The 21,519-nt window shown below is 61.3% G+C and carries 20 protein-coding genes; 11 read left to right on the plus strand and 9 right to left on the minus strand.

Annotated features, from left to right (window positions below):
* The first annotated feature begins 202 nt into the window (after nucleotides 1–202).
* Nucleotides 203–751 carry a cupin domain-containing protein gene (locus PMI35_RS18820; RefSeq protein ID WP_008058636.1) on the plus strand — a complete coding sequence of 183 codons (549 nt, stop codon included), beginning with the start codon at nucleotides 203–205 and terminating at the stop codon, nucleotides 749–751.
* 27 nt (nucleotides 752–778) lie between these two features.
* Here PMI35_RS18820 and PMI35_RS18815 read toward each other — a convergent pair whose 3' ends face one another.
* The 3 genes from PMI35_RS18815 to PMI35_RS18805 all read right to left on the minus strand — a co-directional run bounded on the left by PMI35_RS18815 (nucleotide 779) and on the right by PMI35_RS18805 (nucleotide 3,500).
* Nucleotides 779–973 (minus strand): PLDc N-terminal domain-containing protein, encoded by a 195-nt coding sequence (locus PMI35_RS18815; RefSeq protein ID WP_008058637.1) that lies wholly within the window; start codon nucleotides 971–973, stop codon nucleotides 779–781.
* Between the two features lie 67 nt (nucleotides 974–1,040).
* Complete coding sequence (locus PMI35_RS18810; protein WP_008058638.1) at nucleotides 1,041–1,466, minus strand: hypothetical protein; 426 nt, start codon at nucleotides 1,464–1,466, stop codon at nucleotides 1,041–1,043.
* 618 nt (nucleotides 1,467–2,084) lie between these two features.
* A complete protein-coding gene (locus PMI35_RS18805) occupies nucleotides 2,085–3,500 on the minus strand; it encodes a purine-cytosine permease family protein (RefSeq protein ID WP_008058640.1) in 1,416 nt (471 codons plus the stop codon).
* A gap of 245 nt (nucleotides 3,501–3,745) precedes the next feature.
* On the opposite strand from PMI35_RS18805, the gene PMI35_RS18800 reads away from it, so the two are divergent.
* Entirely contained in the window at nucleotides 3,746–4,657 is a 912-nt protein-coding gene (locus tag PMI35_RS18800; protein WP_008058642.1) for a LysR substrate-binding domain-containing protein, read from the plus strand.
* Between the two features lie 15 nt (nucleotides 4,658–4,672).
* On the opposite strand, the gene argE is transcribed toward PMI35_RS18800, so the two are convergent.
* Genes argE through PMI35_RS18780 form a run of 4 tightly spaced genes read right to left on the minus strand, consistent with a single transcriptional unit; the run spans nucleotide 4,673 to nucleotide 8,288 of the window.
* Entirely contained in the window at nucleotides 4,673–5,824 is a 1,152-nt protein-coding gene (argE, locus tag PMI35_RS18795) for an acetylornithine deacetylase (protein ID WP_008058644.1), read from the minus strand.
* Nucleotides 5,821–6,498, minus strand: coding sequence for a DUF1028 domain-containing protein (locus PMI35_RS18790; RefSeq protein WP_008058647.1), 678 nt, complete (start codon nucleotides 6,496–6,498; stop codon nucleotides 5,821–5,823). Before PMI35_RS18790 ends, argE begins: the two co-directional genes overlap by 4 nt.
* 11 nt (nucleotides 6,499–6,509) lie before the next feature.
* A complete protein-coding gene (locus PMI35_RS18785) occupies nucleotides 6,510–6,926 on the minus strand; it encodes a RidA family protein (protein WP_008058648.1) in 417 nt (138 codons plus the stop codon).
* Nucleotides 6,927–6,977: 51 nt separating this feature from the next.
* A complete protein-coding gene (locus tag PMI35_RS18780) occupies nucleotides 6,978–8,288 on the minus strand; it encodes a flavin-containing monooxygenase (RefSeq protein ID WP_008058649.1) in 1,311 nt (436 codons plus the stop codon).
* 362 nt (nucleotides 8,289–8,650) lie between these two features.
* Between PMI35_RS18780 and PMI35_RS18775 the strand changes: the two genes are divergently transcribed.
* Nucleotides 8,651–9,454 (plus strand): hypothetical protein, encoded by an 804-nt coding sequence (locus tag PMI35_RS18775; protein WP_008058650.1) that lies wholly within the window; start codon nucleotides 8,651–8,653, stop codon nucleotides 9,452–9,454.
* A 35-nt stretch (nucleotides 9,455–9,489) separates the two neighbouring features.
* Here PMI35_RS18775 and PMI35_RS18770 read toward each other — a convergent pair whose 3' ends face one another.
* On the minus strand, nucleotides 9,490–10,230 hold the full coding sequence (locus PMI35_RS18770; protein WP_008058651.1) for a hypothetical protein: 741 nt from the start codon (nucleotides 10,228–10,230) through the stop codon (nucleotides 9,490–9,492).
* Between the two features lie 192 nt (nucleotides 10,231–10,422).
* Nucleotides 10,423–10,659, minus strand: a complete 237-nt coding sequence (locus PMI35_RS18765) for a hypothetical protein (protein ID WP_008058652.1) — start codon at nucleotides 10,657–10,659, stop codon at nucleotides 10,423–10,425.
* 457 nt (nucleotides 10,660–11,116) lie between these two features.
* Between PMI35_RS18765 and tssB the strand changes: the two genes are divergently transcribed.
* The 8 genes from tssB to PMI35_RS18725 form a co-directional block, all read left to right on the plus strand.
* Entirely contained in the window at nucleotides 11,117–11,620 is a 504-nt protein-coding gene (gene tssB, locus PMI35_RS18760) for a type VI secretion system contractile sheath small subunit (protein ID WP_008058653.1), read from the plus strand.
* A 34-nt stretch (nucleotides 11,621–11,654) separates the two neighbouring features.
* Nucleotides 11,655–13,217: a type VI secretion system contractile sheath large subunit gene (gene tssC / locus PMI35_RS18755; RefSeq protein WP_008058654.1), complete on the plus strand. Its 1,563-nt coding sequence runs from the start codon at nucleotides 11,655–11,657 to the stop codon at nucleotides 13,215–13,217.
* Complete coding sequence (tssK, locus tag PMI35_RS18750) at nucleotides 13,214–14,569, plus strand: type VI secretion system baseplate subunit TssK (protein ID WP_008058655.1); 1,356 nt, start codon at nucleotides 13,214–13,216, stop codon at nucleotides 14,567–14,569. The genes tssC and tssK overlap by 4 nt, the downstream gene beginning before the upstream one ends.
* Nucleotides 14,566–15,249: a type VI secretion system protein TssL, short form gene (gene tssL / locus PMI35_RS18745; protein ID WP_008058656.1), complete on the plus strand. Its 684-nt coding sequence runs from the start codon at nucleotides 14,566–14,568 to the stop codon at nucleotides 15,247–15,249. Before tssK ends, tssL begins: the two co-directional genes overlap by 4 nt.
* A gap of 10 nt (nucleotides 15,250–15,259) precedes the next feature.
* Complete coding sequence (locus PMI35_RS18740; RefSeq protein WP_032831546.1) at nucleotides 15,260–16,981, plus strand: OmpA family protein; 1,722 nt, start codon at nucleotides 15,260–15,262, stop codon at nucleotides 16,979–16,981.
* A 34-nt stretch (nucleotides 16,982–17,015) separates the two neighbouring features.
* Nucleotides 17,016–17,525, plus strand: a complete 510-nt coding sequence (locus PMI35_RS18735; RefSeq protein WP_008058664.1) for an Hcp family type VI secretion system effector — start codon at nucleotides 17,016–17,018, stop codon at nucleotides 17,523–17,525.
* 133 nt (nucleotides 17,526–17,658) lie between these two features.
* Nucleotides 17,659–20,328, plus strand: a complete 2,670-nt coding sequence (gene tssH, locus PMI35_RS18730) for a type VI secretion system ATPase TssH (protein WP_008058666.1) — start codon at nucleotides 17,659–17,661, stop codon at nucleotides 20,326–20,328.
* Nucleotides 20,325–21,519 (plus strand): type VI secretion system Vgr family protein (locus PMI35_RS18725; protein ID WP_008058668.1); only part of this gene is annotated, 1,195 nt, incomplete at its 3' end. The genes tssH and PMI35_RS18725, both read left to right, overlap by 4 nt.

Below are 21,519 nucleotides of genomic sequence, written 5' to 3' on the forward strand. Positions count from 1 at the left end.
TAGGAGCTGCCGAAGGCTGCGATCTTTTGATTTTGCTTTTCAAGATCAAGATCAAAAGATCGCAGCCTTCGGCAGCTCCTACAGCAACACCCACAAACGTGATTTAATAGCCGCCTTTCACGTTTCCGGGACCGGAAAACGGCGCGATCCACGCCTGCTCTCCACCCCCATTACCCTTGCGTACCAAGCACATAAGGCTGTCATGGACACGGGCTCACGACTCAAATTAGTACGCGAAAGCTACAAGCTGTCCCAGCGCGAGCTGGCCCGGCGTAGCGGCGTCACCAATGCCACCATTTCCCTGATCGAACAGAATCGCGTCAGTCCTTCCGTCAGCTCGCTGAAAAAGCTGCTCGAAGGCATCCCCATGACCCTGGCCGACTTCTTCACCTTCGATCAACCGCCGCGCGAGCATCAATACGTGTTCCGCGCCAACGAGCAGCCGGACCTCGGCCGCCACGGCCTGCGCCTGCTGCTGATCGGCGCGTCCGTGCCGAGCCGGCAGATGCGCCTGCTGCGCGAGCAATACGCGCCGGGTGCCAGCTCCGGGGAAGAACCGATCGTGCATTCGGAAGGCGAGGAGTGCGGACTGGTGACCCGTGGCACCGTCGAGCTGACGGTGGACGGGCAGATCAGCGTGCTCAATGCCGGTGATGGCTATTACTTTCCGACGACATTGCCGCACCGGTTCAGGAACATCGGCGCGGACGAGGCGGAAATCATCAGTGCGAACACGCCGGCCAACTTCTGACGAGACGGCCGGGGCGTAATCGCCGCATTACGGCTGGACAACGTGCTTGGGCCCCGCGAGGGCCCACAGGACCAGTCCAATCAGCGGTACAAACACGATCACCACCATCCATACCCCCTTGTTGCTGGCTTTGCCTGCGCTTTTGCGCACCCGGTTGATCGCCCACAACTCAAGCGCCAGCAGCACAGCCGCCGATACGATCCATAGGGTTTCTATTTGCATGAGCCACCTCCTGATAGTCAGTCAGTTAGGCGGCTATGCAAACCCGGGGTTCATTTAATTTTCGCAGCTACCGGGTCTTCCAGTGACCGCCACCGGACTCGCAATCGATCCTGGCCTGATCAATGTGCTGAGCGTCGTAGTAATAGGTGGTGACCTTGGCGCTGTCGGGAATGTTCAGTGACGTGCTGTTCTTGTCCTTGCTGGTGGAGTGCGGATTGGCCAGGGATTCCTGGGTCAGCGTGGCGACGCAGGAGGCTTGATAGTGATCGGCACAGCGTTCGACCTTTTTCTTGGTTCGGGTGAGCATGTCCTTGCTCTCGTTGCTGCAGGACCAGTCGATGGAGTTGACCGGCATGCCTTCGTATTCATAACAGCTGTGGGTCTCGACCGCGGGAACGGAAGGGCTTTGTGATCGCGTCAACACGTCACAGCCTTCAGCGACGGCCAGGCCGGGAATGAGGCAGGCGATCAGAAGCAGAAGTCGACGGTTCATCGGGATTTCCTCTGCAATGGCGCCTTTGTCTGATCGGGAGGTGGCGCCGATAGGGATTCGAAAACGCGATGAGGTGGGTGGTTCCATTCATTTCAGGTGTCACGCTGAAGGCGGGCGTGTTGCAGGCGGTAATGCTGTTCACTTAAGCATGGGTTTGTGTATAGAAACTTGGGGTGTACATATCCATTTCTGCGGTAACGACCACCTAGGGTTTCGCCCTTACGGCGACTCACTTTTTCAAACGCCGGAGTGCCGGCCCAGCAAAAAGTAAGCAAAAGGCTTTGCCCCACCACGCAATGCCTGCGTTCAGCCATCCTGGTTAACGGGGCACCCAAATCCAAAGCCAAAGCGAGGCGGCCTGACAGCCGACCTGACTCCAGGTCTGTCCGCGCCACCCCTGTGGGAGCCAGCCTGCTGGCGATGGACGTCAACGATAACGCGCCCTGTCTGGATGAACACGTTACCTGGAAGTCCATCGCGAGCAGGCTCGCTCCTACAGGCTTTTCCAAGTGACTCGCCGTAAGGGCGAACCCTAAGTGGCCGTTACCGCAGCAACGGATATACACCCAATCTAAATTACAAATCTGCGGGGCTTCATCATGCGGGTTGTTGGCACGATTAAACGTTGGCCGCCAGCTTTCCACCCGACAACCGACGCTTATAGGCGCTGTCACGATTGGCCAGCCACCAGTACAACGGCGACGTAATCAACAGACCCACCAACCAGGACAAATCCGCGCCGTTGATGTGCTCGGAAATCGGTCCGACATACAGTGGCGTGTTCATGAACGGAATCTGCACCACGATGCCGATCGCATAGGCCAGTAGCGCCTGCGGGTTGTAGCGCCCGTAGATCCCGCCATCGACATGGAAGATCGAGTCAATGTCGTACTTGCCTTTGTGAATGGCGTAGAAGTCGATCAGGTTGATCGCCGTCCACGGCACCAGGACCACCAGCAGCACCAGCACCATGTCGACGAAGTGTCCGATGAAGTCAGCGGAGGCACCGACGGCGGCAAAGCAGCAGGCAGCGAGCACTATCACCGAAAGCACGGCGCGGCTCTTGGCGGTGGGAATCCAGCGGTAGGCGAATGTTTGCACCAGGGTGATCAGCGACAGCACGGCGCCATAGAGGTTGAGGGCGTTGTGGCTGATGACGCTGAGCAGGAACAGCACCAGCATCAGCGGGCCGATGGAGCCGGTGGCGAGCTTGACCGCGTCCATGGTGTCCATGCCGACCGGCGTGGCCAGCACGGCGACGGCGCCGAAGACGAACGACAGGCTGGAGCCGAGCACCGTGCCCAGGTAGGTGGTCCAGAAAGTCGCCGCCACGGGCACGTTGGCCGGCAGGTAGCGCGAGTAGTCGGACACGTAGGGCGCGAAAGCGATTTGCCACAGCGCGGCCAGGGAAACCGTCGCCAGCCAGCCGGAGATGTTGAAACCGCCGCGGGTGAGGAAGTCGTCAGTCTGCACGTGGGTCAGGATGTAGCCGAAGCCCAGCACGATGCCGATGCCCAGCACCCAGGTGCCGATACGGTTGAGCACGTGGATGAAGCGATAGCCGATGATGCCGATGATGCCCGAACCCAGGGCACCGATGACGATGCCGACGGGCACCGGCACGCTGTCGACCACACCGTGCAGGGATTTACCGGCCAGCACGATATTGGATGCGAAGAAGCCGATGTACATGACGCCGGCGATCAGCACCACCAGCAGCGCACCGAGGGAGCCGAACTGGGCACGGCTCTGGATCATCTGCGGGATGCCCATCTGCGGGCCCTGGGCCGAGTGCAGCGCCATCAGCACGCCGCCGACCAGATGGCCGACAAGGATGGCGACGATGCCCCAGACCAGGTTCAGGTGGAACATTTGCACGCCGAGGGCGCCGGTGACGATGGGCAAGGGGGCGATGTTGCCACCGAACCAGAGGGTGAATAGGTCGCGGGTCTTGCCGTGACGATCTTGCGGCGGCACGTAGCCGATCGTGTGTTTTTCGATGAGCGGGGCGCTCGTTGTTGCAGTGGTTACCATGACGAACTCCAAGGCAAAGTGAGTACGTGGACGTACTTCGGTGAGCGCCGCGCGAACGACGCTTTTCTTGTTGGAGTGATCATGTGCAATGGATCGGGATAGATAAATTAGTAAGTTTGTTGCCTCAAACCTTAAAAAATATATGCCGTGGCTGCGCTCGCCTCCGGTATGTTCAGCCTTGACGCAAAACCCTTGTGGGCGCTGTCGATTCCTTGATCCTGATGTTGTGTTTTCCGGAGGTCCCCATGGCCGCTTACAACCTGCGCCAGCTCAGATATTTCGTCACCACCGCCGACTGCGGCAGCGTGGCCGAGGCTTCGCGCAAGCTCTACATCGCGCAGCCATCGGTGTCGACGGCGATCAAGCACCTGGAAGAGAGTTTTGGCGTGCAACTGTTCATCCGCCATCACGCCCAGGGCGTTTCGCTGACGCCCAGCGGCTCGCGGTTCTACCGCAAGGCCCAGGAGCTGCTGCGGGTCGCCCATGAGTTCGAGCAGAACGCCCTGGCGGACAATGACGTGGTGGCGGGGCAGATCGACATCGGCTGTTTTGAAACCGTGGCACCGCTGTACCTGCCACGCCTGATCGCCGGTTTCAAGGCACGCTGGCCAGGGGTGGAAATCCGCATTCGCGATGGCGAGCAGCAAGAGTTGGTGCAGGCGCTGACCGCTGGCAGTATCGACATGGCCATGGTCTTCGAGCACGACCTGGACAGCACGATCGAGACTGTGGCGCTGATGCCGCCGCAGCAACCCTACGCGCTGCTTCCCGCGGACCATCGCTTCGCGCAGCAGGCGAAAGTCTCGCTGCACGATCTGGTGCTGGAGCCGATGATTTTGCTGGACGTGGTGCCCAGCCGGACCTATTTCGTGAGCATCTTCGAAGAGCGCGGGCTGACGCCGAACATCGTCTTCAGTTCGCCTTCGATTGAGATGGTACGGGGGATGGTAGGGCGGGGCTTCGGCTTTTCGATCCTGGTGACCAAACCGTTTTCCGAATACACCTATGACGGGCAGCAGGTCGTGTGCGTGCCGCTGGCCGAAACCGTGACCGGTTCCGGGTTGTCGGCGGCGTGGTTGCGCAGGGCACAGCTGACCAAACCGGTGCAGCTGTTCGTGGATTACTGTCAGGAAGAACTGGCCCGGCTCTATACCTGAGCATCGGGCCAGCCATCAGTTGCTGATCGCCAACAGCATCCGTTGCAGCATGGCATCGCAGCCGTGCAGTTGCTCCAGGCTGACGAACTCATCGGGCTTGTGGCCTTGCTCCATGCTGCCCGGGCCACACACCACCGTCGGGATTCCCGCCGCATCGAACAGGCCGCCCTCGGTGCCGAACGCCACCGTACCGAAATCCCGGGAGCCGGAAAATGCCGCGATCAACTCAGCGGCTTCGCTGCGCGCATCGGTGGCCAGGCCGGGGTAGGCCGACAACTCACTGAAACGGATCTCGCTCTGCTCACTCACGGCGCGCATGCGCGGCAACAGCTGCTGCTCGGCATAGGCCTGCAGTTCCTGCGCCACCCGGCGCGGGTCGTGTGAGGGCAGGGCGCGAACTTCGAAGTCGAAGCGGCAGTCGGCCGGGACGATATTCAAGGCCTTGCCGCCGCCAATTACGCCGGTCTGCACCGTGGAGAACGGCGGATCGAAGCGCGCGTCATGCTGCTCGGGTGCCTTGAGCCGTTGGCCGATGCGCCCCAGTTCGCCGATCAGCTCGGCAGCGTATTCGATGGCATTGACCCCGAGCGGGGCGTAGGCCGAATGGCAGGCGTGGCCGTGGATATCACAGCGCATCGCCAGCTTGCCCTTGTGGCCCAGCACCGGTTTGAGTTCGGTGGGTTCGCCAATGATGCACAGCATCGGTTTGACCGGGCGTTGTTCCAGGGTCTTGAGCAGCGAGCGCACGCCCAGGCAGCCGACTTCCTCGTCGTAGGACAGGGCGATATGCACCGGCAGGCGCAACGAGGCCTGCACCAGCGAGGGCACCAGGGCGAGCACGCAGGCGATGTAGCCCTTCATGTCCGCCGTGCCGCGACCGTACAGCCTGCCCTCGCGTTCGCTGAGCTGGAACGGTGCGACGGTCCACGGCTGGCCGTCGACGGGCACCACATCGGTGTGCCCCGAGAGCACGATGCCAGGCCGGTCTGCCGGGCCGATCGTGGCGAACAGATTGGCCTTGCTGCGCTCCGGGTTGTAGACCAGCTGGCACGGCACATCGAAGCCTGCGAGGTAGTCGCGAACGAACTCGATCAGCTGCAGGTTGGATTCGCGGCTGGTGGTGTCGAACGCCACCAGGCTTTCGAGCAGATCGCGGCTGGCGCTCATCGATCGTCTCCTGCGACGCCGTAGCCCGGGGACCTGTCGGGCGCCAGGGCGCGGTCGATGTAGTCCTGGACTTGCGGGCGGTAGGCCTGCCAGAGCTTTTGCAGCTGGCCAATCGGGTCTTCATCGGCCCAGTCGACCCGCAAGTTGACGATCGGCCAGGTCAGTTCCCCGACCACCATCACGGCGGCCGAATGCACCGGCCCGGCTTCGCCGCCGGCCGACATGCCGCCTTGCATCGCCGCCAGCAAACGGTCGGCCAGTTGGCCTTCGGCCTCTTCGAAGGCGCTGACCATGGCCGCGATCACCCCGGGGGATGCAAGCATATTGCCGGCCGCCACGCATTGCTCGCCGGACACGGCATTGTGCTGACCCAAGGTTTGCGCACCGCTGAAGTGCGCGGTGCGGCCGAGGTGGTCAATGGCGGTGATCTGCCGGTACTGGCTGTAGCCATTGCGGGTCAGCACCTTGTCCAGGGCCTCGGCAGGTGCCAGGCCTTGCTCCATCAAGGCGAGGGTTTCCGGGCCAAGGGACGGCAGGGTGATGTTTTGCGTGGACACGGCGCCGACACCGGGCAACAGCCAGGGGCAGCGGGCGCCGACAGCGATGCTCGAGGAGCTGATGGCGATGCCGAACTGACCGGTTTCGGGGCAGCGGGCGGCAATGGAAAAGGTCATGGCGCTGCTCCTTATTCCGGGATCACCGCAATTACATCGATCTCCATCAGCCACTGCGGCTGACCCAATGCCGTCACCACCAGCCCGGTGGAAATCGGGAACACGCCTTTGAGCCACTTGCCCACTTCCTGATACACCGGTTCACGGTAGCGCGGGTCGATCAGATAGGTGGTGGTCTTGACGATGTGGCTCAGGTCGCTGCCGGCTTCTTCCAGCAGTTGCTTGACGTTGCGCATGGCTTGCTCGGTTTGTGCCCGCGGATCGCCGAGGCCAACCAGGTTGCCTTCGAAATCGGTGCCGACCTGGCCGCGCACATAAACGGTGTTGCCGGCGCGGACGGCCTGGCACAGGTCGTTGTCCAGGCTCTGGTTCGGGTAGGTTTCCTTGGTGTTGAACATGCGGATGCGGGTATGGGTTGGCGTGGTCATTTGAAACTCCTTAAACAGGGTGGACGGCGCGGTTCGCGCGCCGTGCGGATATCAAGCGCTGACGGTTGTCTTGTGAGCGGCCGGAACGGTTTCGCTCTCGCGCTGGGCGGCATCGCGGTATTCGAGGTAGGTCCGCTGGATAGCGATGTGATCGGCCACATACTTGGCGTCGTGCCACACGCCCCAGATGAACGACGAACCTCGGCGGGACTGCCACGGCAGGCCGAGGAAGTACACGCCAGCTTCGCTGGACACGCCGCGCTGATGCTGCGGCTTGCCGTTGTCGTCGAAGGCGTCGACCTTCAGCCAGCTGTAGTCCACGGCAAAGCCGGTGGCCCAGATGATCGACGTCACGCCGGCCTTGACCAGGTCGAGCTCGAGGATCGGTTGGGTGACGCAGTCCGGCTCCGGGAAGGTGTGGCGCGCTTCGGGCTCTTCCGGCAGGTCCAGGCCGTTGCGTTCGATGTAGGCATCGGCGGCATCGAGCAGGGCCAGGTAGTTTTCATCGCCCCGCGCCAAGTTCTCCGCCAGGTTCGGCTGAAAGGTCGCCACGCTGCCATTGAATGATTGGGTCAGGCCCACCAGCACCATGCCTCCATGGGCCAGGCCGCGGAAATCCACGGTGCGGCCACCCTGGGCGCCACTGACGGCGATGGTCACGTGTTCGCGGCCGGGTTTCATGGCGGCCTGGTCCCATTCGCCAAGCACGCCCAGCCACCAGCAGAAATCACGGTTGCGATAGGCGCGGGGCGGGCGATCGTGGGCACCCACCGACAGGTAGACCTGCTTGCCCGAGCGCTGCAATTCATCGGCGATCTGCACGCCCGACGAACCTGCACCCACCACCAGCACGGCGCCATCGGGCAATTGCCCGGGATTGCGGTAGTCTGCGGAGTGGATCTGCATCAATTGCGCATCTTGCGGTGCGATCGGCGGGATCACCGGACGCTGGAAAGGCCCCGTGGCAGCCACTACGCGACTGGCCTCGATCACGCCTTGGGAGGTCTCGATGGTGAAGCCCGGGCGACCGACATTGCGTTCGACTTTCTTCACTTCCACACCGGTGCGGATCGGTGCCTTGAACTTGCGGGCATAAGCTTCGAAGTAATCGGCCACGCGTTCCTTGGGGGCAAAACCATCGGGGCTGATATCGTCGAATTCCAGGCCCGGAAAACGGTCGTGCCAGGCCGGACCATTGGCCACCAGCGAATCCCAGCGGCCGGTGCGCCAGCGCTCGGCAATACGGTTGCGCTCCAGCACCAGGTGCGGCACGCCGAGCTTGCTCAGATGTTCACTCATGGCTACGCCGGCCTGGCCGGCGCCGACAATCAGGGTATCTATTATTGTTTTTTCAATGGTCATCTCTTTGCCCTTCGAAGTTGGATAAAGGTCTGTGTCGACCTGCCATTTCTTGGGCTCAAGACTAGGGATCAGCCTGATATCGGTAAAATATTATTAAGCTGGCATTTGAGTATAAATAACTGATGCAGAGCGTTTGGGGCGGCGGATTGACGGGGGGCGGGATTGAACGTTCGTCGGCCGGAACGCTGTAAACACGGCAATATCCTGCCCATTCCATCACGGCTGCTAAGCTTCGACCTTGCCACGTCCTGGACTGCCTGTTGGCCGGTTTCATTCGTGGCCAGGGAGTAGGACTCCCGTACCCACAACCCCCTTCACTGGAAGGGGCAAGCGATTGTCGGCAACCTGCACGGAGGCGGGCAATGGTGATCAAAAATACAGGTCCTGCAAGTGCCGAGGGTACTGCCGTGCCGCTCGATCCTGATGAGATGGAGCGGGTGCTGGCGTTGCTGCTGGCCAGTCCGTTGTTCGCCAGGTCCCGGCGCATGGGCAGTCTGTTGCGCTTTCTGGTCGAACACGATCTGCAATCGGCCAACGTCCCCCTGACCGAACACGCCATTGGCATCGCCGTGTTCCGTCGCGATCCGGCGGTGTATTGCACCGGTGACGATCCGGTAGTGCGGGTGCAGGTGGGGCGCTTACGCCGCAAGCTCGCCAGCCATTACGCCACGGTGGGGCAGCAGGAACCGGTGCGGCTGAGCATTCCACCCGGTTGTTATCGCCTGGCCTATCAGCGGCTGCGGCCCAGCGCAGGTGCCTCGCGCCATCCTGTGTTGCAGATCCAGCCCTTTACCTGCATTAACCGTGAGGGCGATGACTTTACCCGTGGTTTGTGCGAGGAGCTCAGTTGTCGCCTGTTCGAGTCGTTCGAGCAGGCGCAGACCGGTGACAACCATGTGTTGATAAGGATGCCGCGCAGCACTGTGAAAACACCGGACGTCCGGCGTGGCGGCCGTTACTGCTATTGCCTGGAGGGCAGCGTGCGGGTCGAACCGGCGCGGGTCCGGGCGTCGCTGCGGTTGGTGGATGTGGCGCAGGGGCGGATTCGCTGGTCTGCACAGTTCGATCGCAACCAGCCCTATGGCATCGCTACCCAGGAGGACCTGGCAACCTCCATCTGCCTGTCGTTGACGGGTTATTTTGCCCGCGGGGCGTTCGAAGAATAGTTGGGGCAACGCGAGGTTGCCCCGGTGTGCGCCCGTCAAACGGTTTTCCATTGACCGCCTTCGTAAAGGCGACCTGCGGTGTTATCGAACGTCAGGTCGATTTCGATCGCCTTGGAGCGTGAGGAACTGAACATGGTACTGGTCTGCACATCCTGTTCGAACCACACGAGGATGGTTTCCACGGGGGTCAGTACGGTGTTGCCGGTGACCACCTGATTGACGGCCACGTAGATCGGCGTGCTGACCTGGTTGCCATCGATGCCGGTGGACAACTGGTTGATCCCCGGATGGATCGGCGCGAAGTTGTTGACGAACGTCACGGACACCTCAGGGCCGCCCGTGACTGCCGGGCTCAGCAGGCCGTGCTCATCGAGTGTCGAGGTTTGCCCCAGACCGATATTGACGATATTGGTCGAGACTTTGACTTGCACGTTTTCCTTGAACACGTTGGAGGCAAACAGCTGATACAGCGGCGTCCAGCTGAACTCGTTGTTGCTCAAGTAGGCACTGTAGGACTGCCAGACCACGTTGTAGTCGGCCGTACCGACTTTCTTGGCAAAGCACAGCTTGTAGCCGGACTTCTTCAGCAGGGTCAGGTCGCCGGGGGCAATTTCGATGGTGACGGTTTTTTGCGAAGCCGCCAGGACGGACCTGAAGACCCGACCGTAATCGGTGGACTTCAGCGCGGTGGTAGCACCCATGATCGACTTGACGGCTTCTTGCACATCGTTCTGAAGCTGCTGGCTTTGTTGGCTGACAGCGATTGATTTGCTCATGGTTTCCCTCTTCCTTGGTGGTGTGTTGGGCAGTCAATGGGCCTCGGGCGGTGAAGCCGGTCGGTCCATTGCGGGGTTCAATCTAGGCGCAAGGGTCTGGGTGCCCAAGTGTCTTGGCGTTACAGGCGGGTATCGACGCCTGTATCAATGGCACACACGGCGGGGCGGTCAACAGGCCGCCCCGCCGTGGTTTCAGGCAGCCCGTGCGTCGGCCCAGACGAAGTTCCAGCTGGTGCGTTTGCCATGGGCAATCTCGATCAGCTTGTTCTCATACACCGTGTGATTGACCAAGCCAGTGTAGGTCAGGGTCCGGGCGGCGTTGTTCCCGCTGACCTCGCCCGGTACGCCGCCCGACTCGATCATGGCCTTTTTCATCTCGGCTTCCGATGGCGCGCTGCTCTGGTTTTTTTCCACTTTGACGAAACTCATGTTTTCACCTCTTCCGTGATGGGATCGGCGCTGAACCGGGCACTGAGGTCCGTGCAGGATGCCGAAGGCCCTACTTTATTTGAGCTGTCGAGCCGTGCAGAAGTGACAACAGCGGCGGCGAGGTAACAAGCAGGAAACAGGGCATGCGGGGGGATGTATCCGAGACGTGTCGTTACTTCGACTTTTTTTACCAACGTTCTGATGATTGGTTTGTAGGCTTTTTTCCGCATTTAGGTGCGAAATTTCCCAAAGTGCATTGGAGGGGTGAAAAGTGGGAAGTAGGATACTTCGTTGATGTTGTAGGATCTCTAAATAAGTCGTGTGGGTAGATTTAAATTGAAATGGAATTTCCAAACTGCCTCGACATCTTTCTTGTTTGATTGTCTAGGCTTGTCGAGGGCAGTCCATGCAGGTTTCTTGTCAAGGCAGTGGTTATCACAAAAAAACGGGAGGGGTTATGGCTTCAAATAGTTTCCAGAATGAAGTGCCTAAGGCGCGGGTCAACATAAAACTCGACCTGCATACCGGCGGTGCGCAGAAAAAAGTCGAATTACCGCTGAAGCTGATGGTCATGGGCGACTACAGCAACGGCAGGGAACAGCGTCCCTTATCCGCCAGGAGCAAGGTTTCAATCAACAAAAACAACTTCGATAGCGTATTGACGGAGTTTACTCCGGTGTTGAAAGTGGCCGTGGAAAATACCCTGGTCGATGACCCTGGCGACACCCCGGTGGAGCTGAATTTCCAACGCATGAAGGACTTCGAACCGGAGCAGGTGGCGCGGCAAATCCCGCACCTGCGTGCTCTTTTGGCCATGCGCAACCTGTTGCGCGACCTCAAGTCGAACCTGCTGGACAACGCCACCTTTCGTCATGAGCTGGAGCGCATCCTCAAGGATGATGCGCTGACTGACGAGCTGCGCGCCGAGTTGGCCGCGTTGGTACCGGAAGAAAATCGTTAATCCACTTCGGTTCGTTTAAAGGGAAGTTACCTTAATGTCCATCGAAAGTTCTAACGTGCAATCGCGCGGCACTACAGTGTTGTCCGAAGAAAAAGGCGTATATGGCGCGCTATTTGGCAAGATCAATCTAAGTCCGATCGAAACCCTGAGTAGTATCGAAGTATTTCAAAATACCGAGGCACTCTCCGAAGTGTCCGCCGATGAGCGAGTGACCGCGGCAGTCAGTGTGTTCCTTGAGCTGCTCAAACAGTCTTCGCAGAAATTCGAACGCCTGGATAAAGTCCTGCTCGATGAACACATCGCAGCCCTGGATGCGCAAATCAGCCGGCAACTCGATGCGGTGATGCACCACCCCGATTTCCAGCGTGTGGAGTCAACCTGGCGCGGGGTCAAGTCGCTGATAGACCAGACCGACTTTCGCCAGAACGTGCGCATCGAATTGCTGGATATCAGCAAGGACCATCTGGTCCAGGATTTCGACGATGCACCGGAAATCGCGCAAAGCGGCCTGTACGTGCACACCTATACCCAGGAGTACGACACACCGGGTGGTGAGCCGATTGCCGCCGCGATCTCCAACTACGAGTTCGATCGCAGCCCTCAGGATATCGCCCTGCTGCGCAACATTTCCAAAGTCGCGGCCGCTGCGCACATGCCCTTCATCGGCACCGTCGGCCCGGCCTTCTTCGGCAAGCGCTCGATGGAAGAAGTAGCCGCCATCAAGGACATCGGCAACTATTTTGATCGCGCCGAATACCTGAAATGGAAGGCGTTCCGCGACAGTGACGACGCCCGCTACATCGGCCTGGTCATGCCCCGTGTCCTGGGGCGCCTGCCTTATGGACCGGACACCGTCCCGGTGCGCAGCTTCAACTACGTCGAGAGCGTCAAGGGCCCTGATCACGACAAGTACCTGTGGACCAGCGCCTCGTACGCCTTTGCCGCCAACATGGTCAAGAGCTTCATTGCCAATGGCTGGTGCGTGCAGATCCGCGGGCCGCAATCGGGCGGCGCGGTCACCGGATTGCCGATCCACCTCTACGACCTGGGTACCGGCAACCAGGTGAAGATTCCTTCGGAAGTCATGATCCCGGAGACCCGCGAATTCGAATTCGCCGACCTCGGCTTCATCCCGCTGTCGTACTACAAGAACCGCGACTACGCGTGCTTCTTCTCCGCCAACTCGACCCAGAAAGCGGCCCTGTATGACACCGCCGATGCGACCGCCAACAGTCGGATCAATTCGCGCCTGCCGTACATTTTCCTGCTGTCGCGGATCGCCCATTACCTGAAGCTGATCCAGCGCGAAAACATCGGCACCACCAAGGACCGGCGCTTGCTGGAGCTGGAGCTGAACAAGTGGATCGGAGGGCTGGTAACCGAAATGACCGATCCGGGCGACGATCTGCAGGCCTCGCACCCGCTGCGTGATGCCAAGGTGACCGTGGAAGACATCGAGGACAACCCGGGCTTCTTCCGCGTCAAGTTGTATGCCGTGCCGCACTTCCAGGTGGAAGGCATGGACGTCAATCTTTCGCTGGTATCGCAGATGCCCAAGCTCAAGGCCGATGGCGTTCGCGGAGAATTCAGGTCTTGAAAATCGACCGTCCCGTATGGTCTGCGGGGGCACTGCTGTGCCCCCAGCAGTTCCAGCAACAGGCACGCTGGGAAGCCTGGACCAACGATCGTCTGGCGCATTTGTCATTGGTTCATCCGTGGGGTGTCCAGGCGGTGGCGTTTGACCTGGAGGCATTGCGCCTGGGCAAGCTCAAGGCCACGCGATTGTGCTTGCGGATGCCTGACGGCACCTGGATCGACAGCGATCTGGTGGATCGCTTGCCTTCTGCCCTGGAATTGACCCACCTGCTTTCCAGTGAAGCCCAGGACGCTACGGTGCTCGTGGCCTTGCCGCTGGAACAGGCCAATGGCAACAACTGCCTGCTCGATGACTCCAAGGTCGAGCGACCGACGCGCTATCGCCAGGACTGGCGCAACGTGCAGGATTTGTACGATGGCGAGGCGCAACAGATCGGCGTGCTCGAAAACGTGCTGAGCCTGCGTTTTGCCCACGACGACAACGCCGATTACCTGACTTGCCCGATCGTACGGCTGCTGCGGGACGGGCAGGGGGCATGGAGCCTTGACAGCGCTTATGTGCCGCCACTGCTCGAGTTCGCCGCTCACCCGGGATTGCTGGCTCAGCTGGATAACCTGCTGACCCAGTTGTCCGCCAAGCGTCAACGGCTGATGGGCATGCGTCGTGAAAGTAACCAGCGTATGGCCGATTTTGCCGTGGCCGATGTATCGCTGTTCTGGCTGCTCAACGCCTTGAACACCTACCAGCCGATCCTGGCTGATCTCAAGGCCCACCCGGCACGCCATCCCGAGCAGGTGTATCGGGAACTGGCCAAGTTGGCCGGCGGCCTGCTGACTTTTTCCCTGGAACACGATATCGAGCAGATCCCGCCTTATCGGCATGGGCATCTGGACAGCGTTTTCCCTCCACTGTTGCGGCTGATTTCCACCTTGCTGGAGGCCAGCCTGCCATCGCGGGTCATCGCCCTTCAGCTTGAGGAGAACGGCGCCAACCGCTGGAAGGTCAGCCTCAATGATCCACGCCTGTGCGAGCGTGAAGGTGCTGATTTTTATCTGTCGGTGCGTTGCCGCTTGCCGGCAGCCCAGGTGCAAAGCCAGTTCCCGCGCCTGTGCAAGATCGGCACGCTTGACGATGTCGATCACCTGATCAACGCCGCGCTCGACGGCGTGCCGTTGCAGTCGCTCAGCCATGTACCGGCAGCCATTCCGCTGCGACTGGAGAACCAGTATTTCGCCCTCGATCTCGACCATGCCAAGGGGCAGGCGGTGTTGGCTGCAGGGGTCTGCGCCTTCTACGTCCCGAGCACGCTGGCCGAGGTAAAACTTGAACTGTTCGCGGTGTTGCGCACATGAACCTCAAAGCCTCAAGAAAACCGACCGCAGCGGCGGTGGATATCGACGCGTTACTGCAGGACAGTTACCTGCTGGTGGTAGAACTGCGCCAGGGGGCATCGACGCTGGATGGCCAGGCGCTGTGGGACCTTTGCGTAAAGCAGGTCGAACATGTTCGCCAGATGCTCGAGCACGCCGGCCTGAGTCTGCGCAGCATCGATCACATCAGCCATGCCCAGTGCGCCTTGCTCGATGAGACCGTGCTCGGCCTTGAAAATGCACAGGCTCGCGACGCCTGGACGAAAGAGCCTTTGCAAGCGAAGTTCTTCAGTCGGCACCAGGCGGGCGAGTTCCTGTATGAAGACATGCGCGAAGTCTTGCGCGAGCCCGCCCCTGATCCACTGGTGCTGACGACATTCCATCGGGTGCTGATGCTGGGCTTCCAGGGGCGTTACCGCGATGCCGACGATCCTGAGCGTGAGCAGTTGCTCGGCGAGTTGCATACGCAGGTCGCTCCTTTGGCACTCAGCCAGATGCTGGCGACGAAAGTGAAGATCGGACAGGGTCCGCGCATTCGGTTGTGGCCGCGTTCGGCGCTGGTTCCTGGTCTGCTTGTGGTGCTGCTGTTCATCGGTCTGTGGTGGGGGCTCGACCAGTTGTTGGCCAATCTCCTCAACTCGGTTTTGCCCGGTGAGGCTTGAGATGAGGCCGATGACGCTGGCACAGATGCGCGGTCTCTGGCTGTGGGCGGGCGCACTGTCACTGGCGTTGCTGATTGTCGTGCCATTGACCTGGGGCCTGCGGGCAATGGCTGTCCTGACCGTGGTGTGCGTCGTGGCCGTGGCCTGGAACCGGCTCGGGCGCCGTGCGATGTCAATGTGTGCATCATTGACCCTGGACGAGAACACATCGCTGCCCCCGGCAGCCTACCGCCAACCGGTGGTGCTGGTCTGTGGCGATGGCCTGGTGGGGTTGTTCGGCGAGACGCCCATGGAACAACTGGCATTGCGCACCACCCGCCAGGGTTGTTATGTGCGGGTACCCGAGCTTGAGCAGTTGCCTGCGCTCACCGCAAGCCTGAAGACGCTGCGCCCTGAGTGGAGTGGGCAGCTCAGCGTCATGTTCATCGTCAACCCGGCCGAACAGGTTGACAGCGCCGTGCTGGCTGGGCGGGTGCGGGCGCTGCGCTATCAGCTCGGAATCATTCGAAAGGGCGGCGTTGCGCTGCCGCTACTGTTGATGAGCTACCTGCAAGCCTCGGCCGCGGAAGGCGCCTGGTTCAGTTGGGAAAATGGCGAAGATCAACCCAGGGTACGCCAGGCCGGAGCCTGCGCCAGCCTGGTCGATTGGCAAAGGCACCCTTCAGACAGCGCGAAGCGCGCTGGCCGGATGCACACCAGCGTAAAGCTGAACAGTGTGGTGGCATGGCTCGATCACGCGGTAATGCGCCACTTGGCACCTCGTGATGGCCGCGATCCCGACGGTCCGCCGAAGATCTGCGCCGTCACCTTCGTACCGGAGCCCGCGCAATCAGTGACGGGCAACCTGTGGCAACAATGGCTACACAACAAAGTCGCACTGTTTGACGTCAGGCAAACGGAACCGGGGCAGGGCACGTCCATGCCTTTCCCCGATCCCTTGCTCGCACTGCTGCCTTCCCAGACTCAACGCGCTCCATTGCGCCGTGCGAGCGTCATCGCCTGGTGGTTGTTCGCCGTTGCCGGGACAACAGCCCTGGCCAGCTCGGCCTGGCAGAACACCCTGCTGGTCCGCCAGGTCAGTGATGACCTGCGTCGTTACAACGCCATCCCTGTGACAGGGCAACCGGAGCGGCCTGAATTCATCCTGCGCGAACAGGCGCTCGCGGTGCTACGCGAGGATGCCCTGCGCCTGGACAGCTACTACCGACACGGCGCCCCCCTGTCGCTGGGACTGGGACTTTATCGAGGCGAGCGATTACGCATCCGCCTGCAGTCGACGATTGCCGGACACCGTCATCCCTCGCTGGCTCCAAGGCTTGTGGGCAACCCAAAGCCGGTGCGCCTGGACAGCCTGTCGCTGTTCAGTACCGGCAGCGCCCGGCTCAAACCGGGGTCGGCCAAAGTCCTGATCAACGCCTTGGTCGACATCAAGGCCCAGCCTGGCTGGCTCATCGTGATCAGCGGCCATACCGATGCCACCGGCAGCACCGAGCACAACCTGCAATTGTCCCGGGCCCGTGCGGCCGCCGTGCACGACTGGATGCAGCACATGGGCGGCATCCCTGGAAGTTGCTTTGCGGTGCAGGGTTTCGGTGCCAGCCAGCCCATCGCCAGCAATGACACCGAGACCGGACGTAGCGCCAATCGCCGAGTCGATATTCGTCTGGTGCCTGAGCCGGGAGCCTGCGTGCTTCCCGCTGCGGGACCGGATTTACAACCCCCTGTCGCATAACGCGGCATTCATGATCCGAGAGAAGGAGCTTCACATGGCAATTCCCGTTCACCTGTGGCTGAAAAATGACGGCGGTGCGCACATCAAGGGTTCAGTGGACGTTAAAGGGCGCGAGGGCAGCATCGAGGTGCTGGCCTTGAATCATAGCGTGTCGATCCCGACCGATGACAACACGGGCAAATTGACCGGCACCCGGATTCACGATCCGTTTGTATTCACCAAGGAAGTTGATGCTGCCACCGTCTACCTGTTCAAAGCCGTAACACAGGGGCAGACCCTGATGAGCGCAGAGTTCAAGTGGTACCGCATCAACGAGGCAGGCCAGGAGGTGGTGAATTACACCGCGTTGCTTGAGAACGTCAAGGTGGTGAACGTCGAGTCGAAAATGCACGACATCAAGGATCCGTCCAAAGAAAAGCACAATCACCTGGAGGAAGTTGAATTGCGCTACGAAAAGATCACTTGGAGTTTCATGGACGGCAACCTCAGCCACTCCGATTCCTGGGACGAACGCGGGCAAACGAATCCAGCCCCCGCAGCATGACAAACAGCTGAGCACCTGAGGACCCGCCTGCGTCGATGCAGGCGGGTTTCAGCGTGTCGTGTCGAGCAGCCGAACGCGGCCGCTCCCGGTTCCTGGATGACCAGCCCTATACTTACAACAAGGACGTACCCCCATGGTACAGAACGCCTCCCGCTTGCTTCGCCGTCTCAATCCCTTCTGTGCCCAGGCGCTGAGCGCGGCGGCGACGCTGTGTCAAAGTCGTGCCCATGGCCACATCAGTATCGAGCACTGGTTGCTCAAGATATTCGAACAGGGCGAGGGCGACCTGACGCTCATCGCCCGTCGCTACGAATGGGATCTGGACGCCCTCTGGCGCGGACTGCTTGAACACCTGGACACACTGCCACGCAGCGTGCACGGCAAGCCGCAGCTGAGTGGCCAGTTACAGCAACTGATCCGGAACGCCTGGCTGCGCGCATCGCTCGATGGCCAGGAACACCTGCGCTCGGCCCACTTGCTCGGTGCGTTGCTGGAGTCTCCCGAGCTGCTGGCTTGTGAAGCGGCCTGGCCGCTGTTCAGCCTGGGCGAAACCCAGTTGCAACATGTGTTCGTGCTGCTCGATCAACATTCCGAAGAGCGTCCCCAGGTGCAGCAAGTGGCTGCCATTGATCAGCCACACGTGTCGCCTGATGAGCTGGCGACGCCTTCATCCGCTACCGCCAGCCACGATGCCTTGCAGGCCGTGCTGGACCGGTTCACCCAAGACATGACCGCCAAGGCCCGGGAAGGGCGCATCGACCCGGTGTTCGGCCGGGACGATGAGATCCGCCAGGTCATCGACATCCTCAGTCGTCGACGCAAGAACAACCCGCTGCTGGTCGGCGAACCCGGGGTCGGCAAGACCGCACTGGTCGAAGGACTGGCGCTGCGCATTGCCGAGGGCAATGTGCCGGACAGTCTCAAACCGGTCAGCGTGCGCACTCTCGACCTGGGGTTGCTGCAAGCGGGTGCCGGGGTCAAGGGCGAGTTCGAGCAGCGCCTGAAAAACGTCATCGATGCCGTGCAGCAATCGGCAAATCCGGTGCTGTTGTTCATCGATGAAGCCCACACCCTGATCGGCGCCGGCAACCAGGCGGGATCTGCCGACGCGGCGAACCTGCTCAAACCCGCACTCGCCCGGGGCGAGCTGCGAACCATTGCCGCCACCACCTGGAGCGAATACAAGCAGTATTTCGAGCGCGATGCCGCCCTGGAGCGACGCTTCCAGAGGGTCAAGGTCGACGAGCCAAACGATCACGATGCCTGTCTCATGTTGCGTGGCCTGAAGGCGCGTTACGCCAGTCATCATGGCGTGCACATTCAGGATGCGGCGGTACAAGCCGCAGTCACGTTGTCGCGGCGTTACCTGACCGGTCGACAGTTGCCCGACAAGGCCGTCGATTTGCTCGACACCGCCAGTGCACGGGTGCGCATGAGCCTCGACTGCGAACCCCAGGCACTGGTCAGGCTCAAGGCCGGGCAGGCGGCCCTGGGGCTTGAACGACAAGCGCTGGCAGAGGACGCGCAACTCGGTGGCTGCAGCGTGGTCGAGCGCATTGCCTTGATCGATGCGCAACTGGTAGACCTGCAAGACCAGCACCGTGCGCTGGTGCGCCAATACCGCGACGAACTCGACCTGACCCGGCGACTGCTGGATGCACGTCAGGCTGACCCCCTTGAGATCTCGCTTTGTACTCGACTGCAACCACAGCTTGGTGAAGTGCAGGGCGCCCAGCCGTTGCTCTCGCTGGACGTCAACCCGCGCAGTGTGGCCGAAGTGATCGCCGACTGGACTGGCGTGCCGCTGGGTAGCCTGCTCAAGGACGAACAGGCAAGCCTGCTGACTCTGGAGCAACAGTTGAGTGAGCGGGTGGTCGGCCAGGAGCAAGCCCTCGGTGCCCTGGCCCAGCGCCTGCGCGCGGCCAAGACCGGCCTGACCGAGGAACAGGCGCCCTTGGGCGTGTTCCTGCTGGTAGGCACCAGCGGCGTCGGCAAGACCGAAACCGCCCTGGCGCTGGCCGACTGCCTGTTCGGGGGCGCGCAGTCGCTGGTCACCCTCAACCTCTCGGAGTACCAGGAAGCCCATACCGTCAGCCAACTCAAAGGCTCGCCGCCGGGCTACGTCGGTTACGGCCAGGGTGGCGTGCTCACCGAAGCGGTACGCCGGCGCCCCTACAGCGTGGTGTTGCTCGACGAAGTGGAGAAGGCACACCGCGACGTACTCAATCTGTTCTACCAGGTCTTCGATCGCGGTTTCATGCGCGATGGTGAAGGGCGCGAAATCGATTTTCGCAACACCGTCATCCTCATGACCTCCAACCTGGGCAGCGATCAACTGCAAGCCTGCCTGCAGCAATACCCCGAAGCACCCGACAGCACCTTGCAGGAGCTGCTGCGACCACTGTTGCGCGAACACTTCCAGCCGGCCTTGCTCGCACGCTTCCAGACCCTGATCTACCGCCCACTGCAAGTCGACGCACTGCAACGCATCGTCGCGCAAAAACTCGCCCGGGTCGCCAAGCGCCTGCAACGCCACTACGGCCTGAGTTGCCAGATCGACAACGCACTCAACCAGGCCCTGGTTGCCGCCTGCCTGCTGCCCGATAGCGGCGCGCGCAACATCGACAGCCTGCTCGACCAGCAGATCCTGCCGGTGCTCAGCCAGCAACTGCTGCAACGCCAGGCGACCCGTCAACCGACCCGGGGAGTGACCCTGGGTTACCACGAGTATGAAGGCATCACGCTGCAATTCATGGATACACAGGAAGCGATGCCCAGCATCGACATGGAGGCATTACCATGAGCACCCAACCGCGCATCTTCTTCGACCACCACCGCCATAAATTCACCATCGACCGCTTCGATGCCAGGTTCGACGTCCTGGCCTTCGAAGGCGAAGAACACCTCAGCCAACCCTTCAGCTACCGCATCGAATTTACCTGCAGCGAACAGGACCTCAGCGCCGAGCAGATCCTCAACAAGGACGCCCGTTTCAGCCTGTACCCGCCGCCGACCAAGCCTCCATACCCCGGCTTGCCGGTGCCTGAGGTCACGCCATTGCGCAGCCTGTACGGGCTGGTCAACAGTTTCCAGCGCCTGTCCGCCTCCCGCGACGAAGCCCGCTACGAAATCACCCTGCAACCGCGCCTGGCCCTGCTCGGCCGCGGCCGCCAATACCGCCTGTACCAGCAGCAGTCGGTGCCGGAAATCGTCAAGCACATCCTGAGCACCCGCCACGGTTTTCTCGACCACTACTTCCTGTTCGAGCTGGTGCGCGAATACCCCCGCCGCGAGCAAGTCATGCAGTACGGCGAAAGCGACCTGGCGTTCATCGAGCGGCTGCTGGCCGAGGTCGGCATCTGGTACCGCTTCAGCCACGACGACCGCCTGCAGGTCGACGTCGTCCAGTTCCACGATGACCAGCGCCACTACCAGTTCGGCGTGCAGCTGCCGCTGCGTGCGCCGGCCGGCTTCGCCAGCGGCGAGGACGGCGTGTGGCAGCTGCAGACCCGCCACCAGGTGGTGGAGAAGACCATCAACTTTCGCGCCTATCACCACCGTGATGCACGGGCCTGGCTCGATGGCGAAGTCGACCAGACCCGCGACACCACGAGCACCACCTACGGCGAGGCTTACCACTACGCCGAACCCTACCGCGTGCTCGGTGACAGCCTGGACCAGGACGAAGACCTGCAAAGTGAAAGCGGCTTTTTCTACGCGCGCCTGCGCCACGAACGCTACCTCAACGCCCAGACCCACCTCAGCGGCGCCAGTAGCAGCGCCACCCTGTCCCCGGGGCAGGTGCTGAAACTCACCGATGGCGATACCGTGGCGCCAAAGTTCCCCAAAGACGCGCCCCAGGCCTTTGCCCGCGGCGCAGTGATCACCGGCCTGCATACCCGCGCCGCCCGCGACCGCAGCATCGAAGTGTATTTCGAGGCCATCCCCTATGCCGAAATGGTCTGCTTCCGCCCACCGGTCCCGGCCAAACCGA

The sequence above is a fragment of the Pseudomonas sp. GM78 genome (assembly GCF_000282475.1).
Classification (GTDB): domain Bacteria; phylum Pseudomonadota; class Gammaproteobacteria; order Pseudomonadales; family Pseudomonadaceae; genus Aquipseudomonas.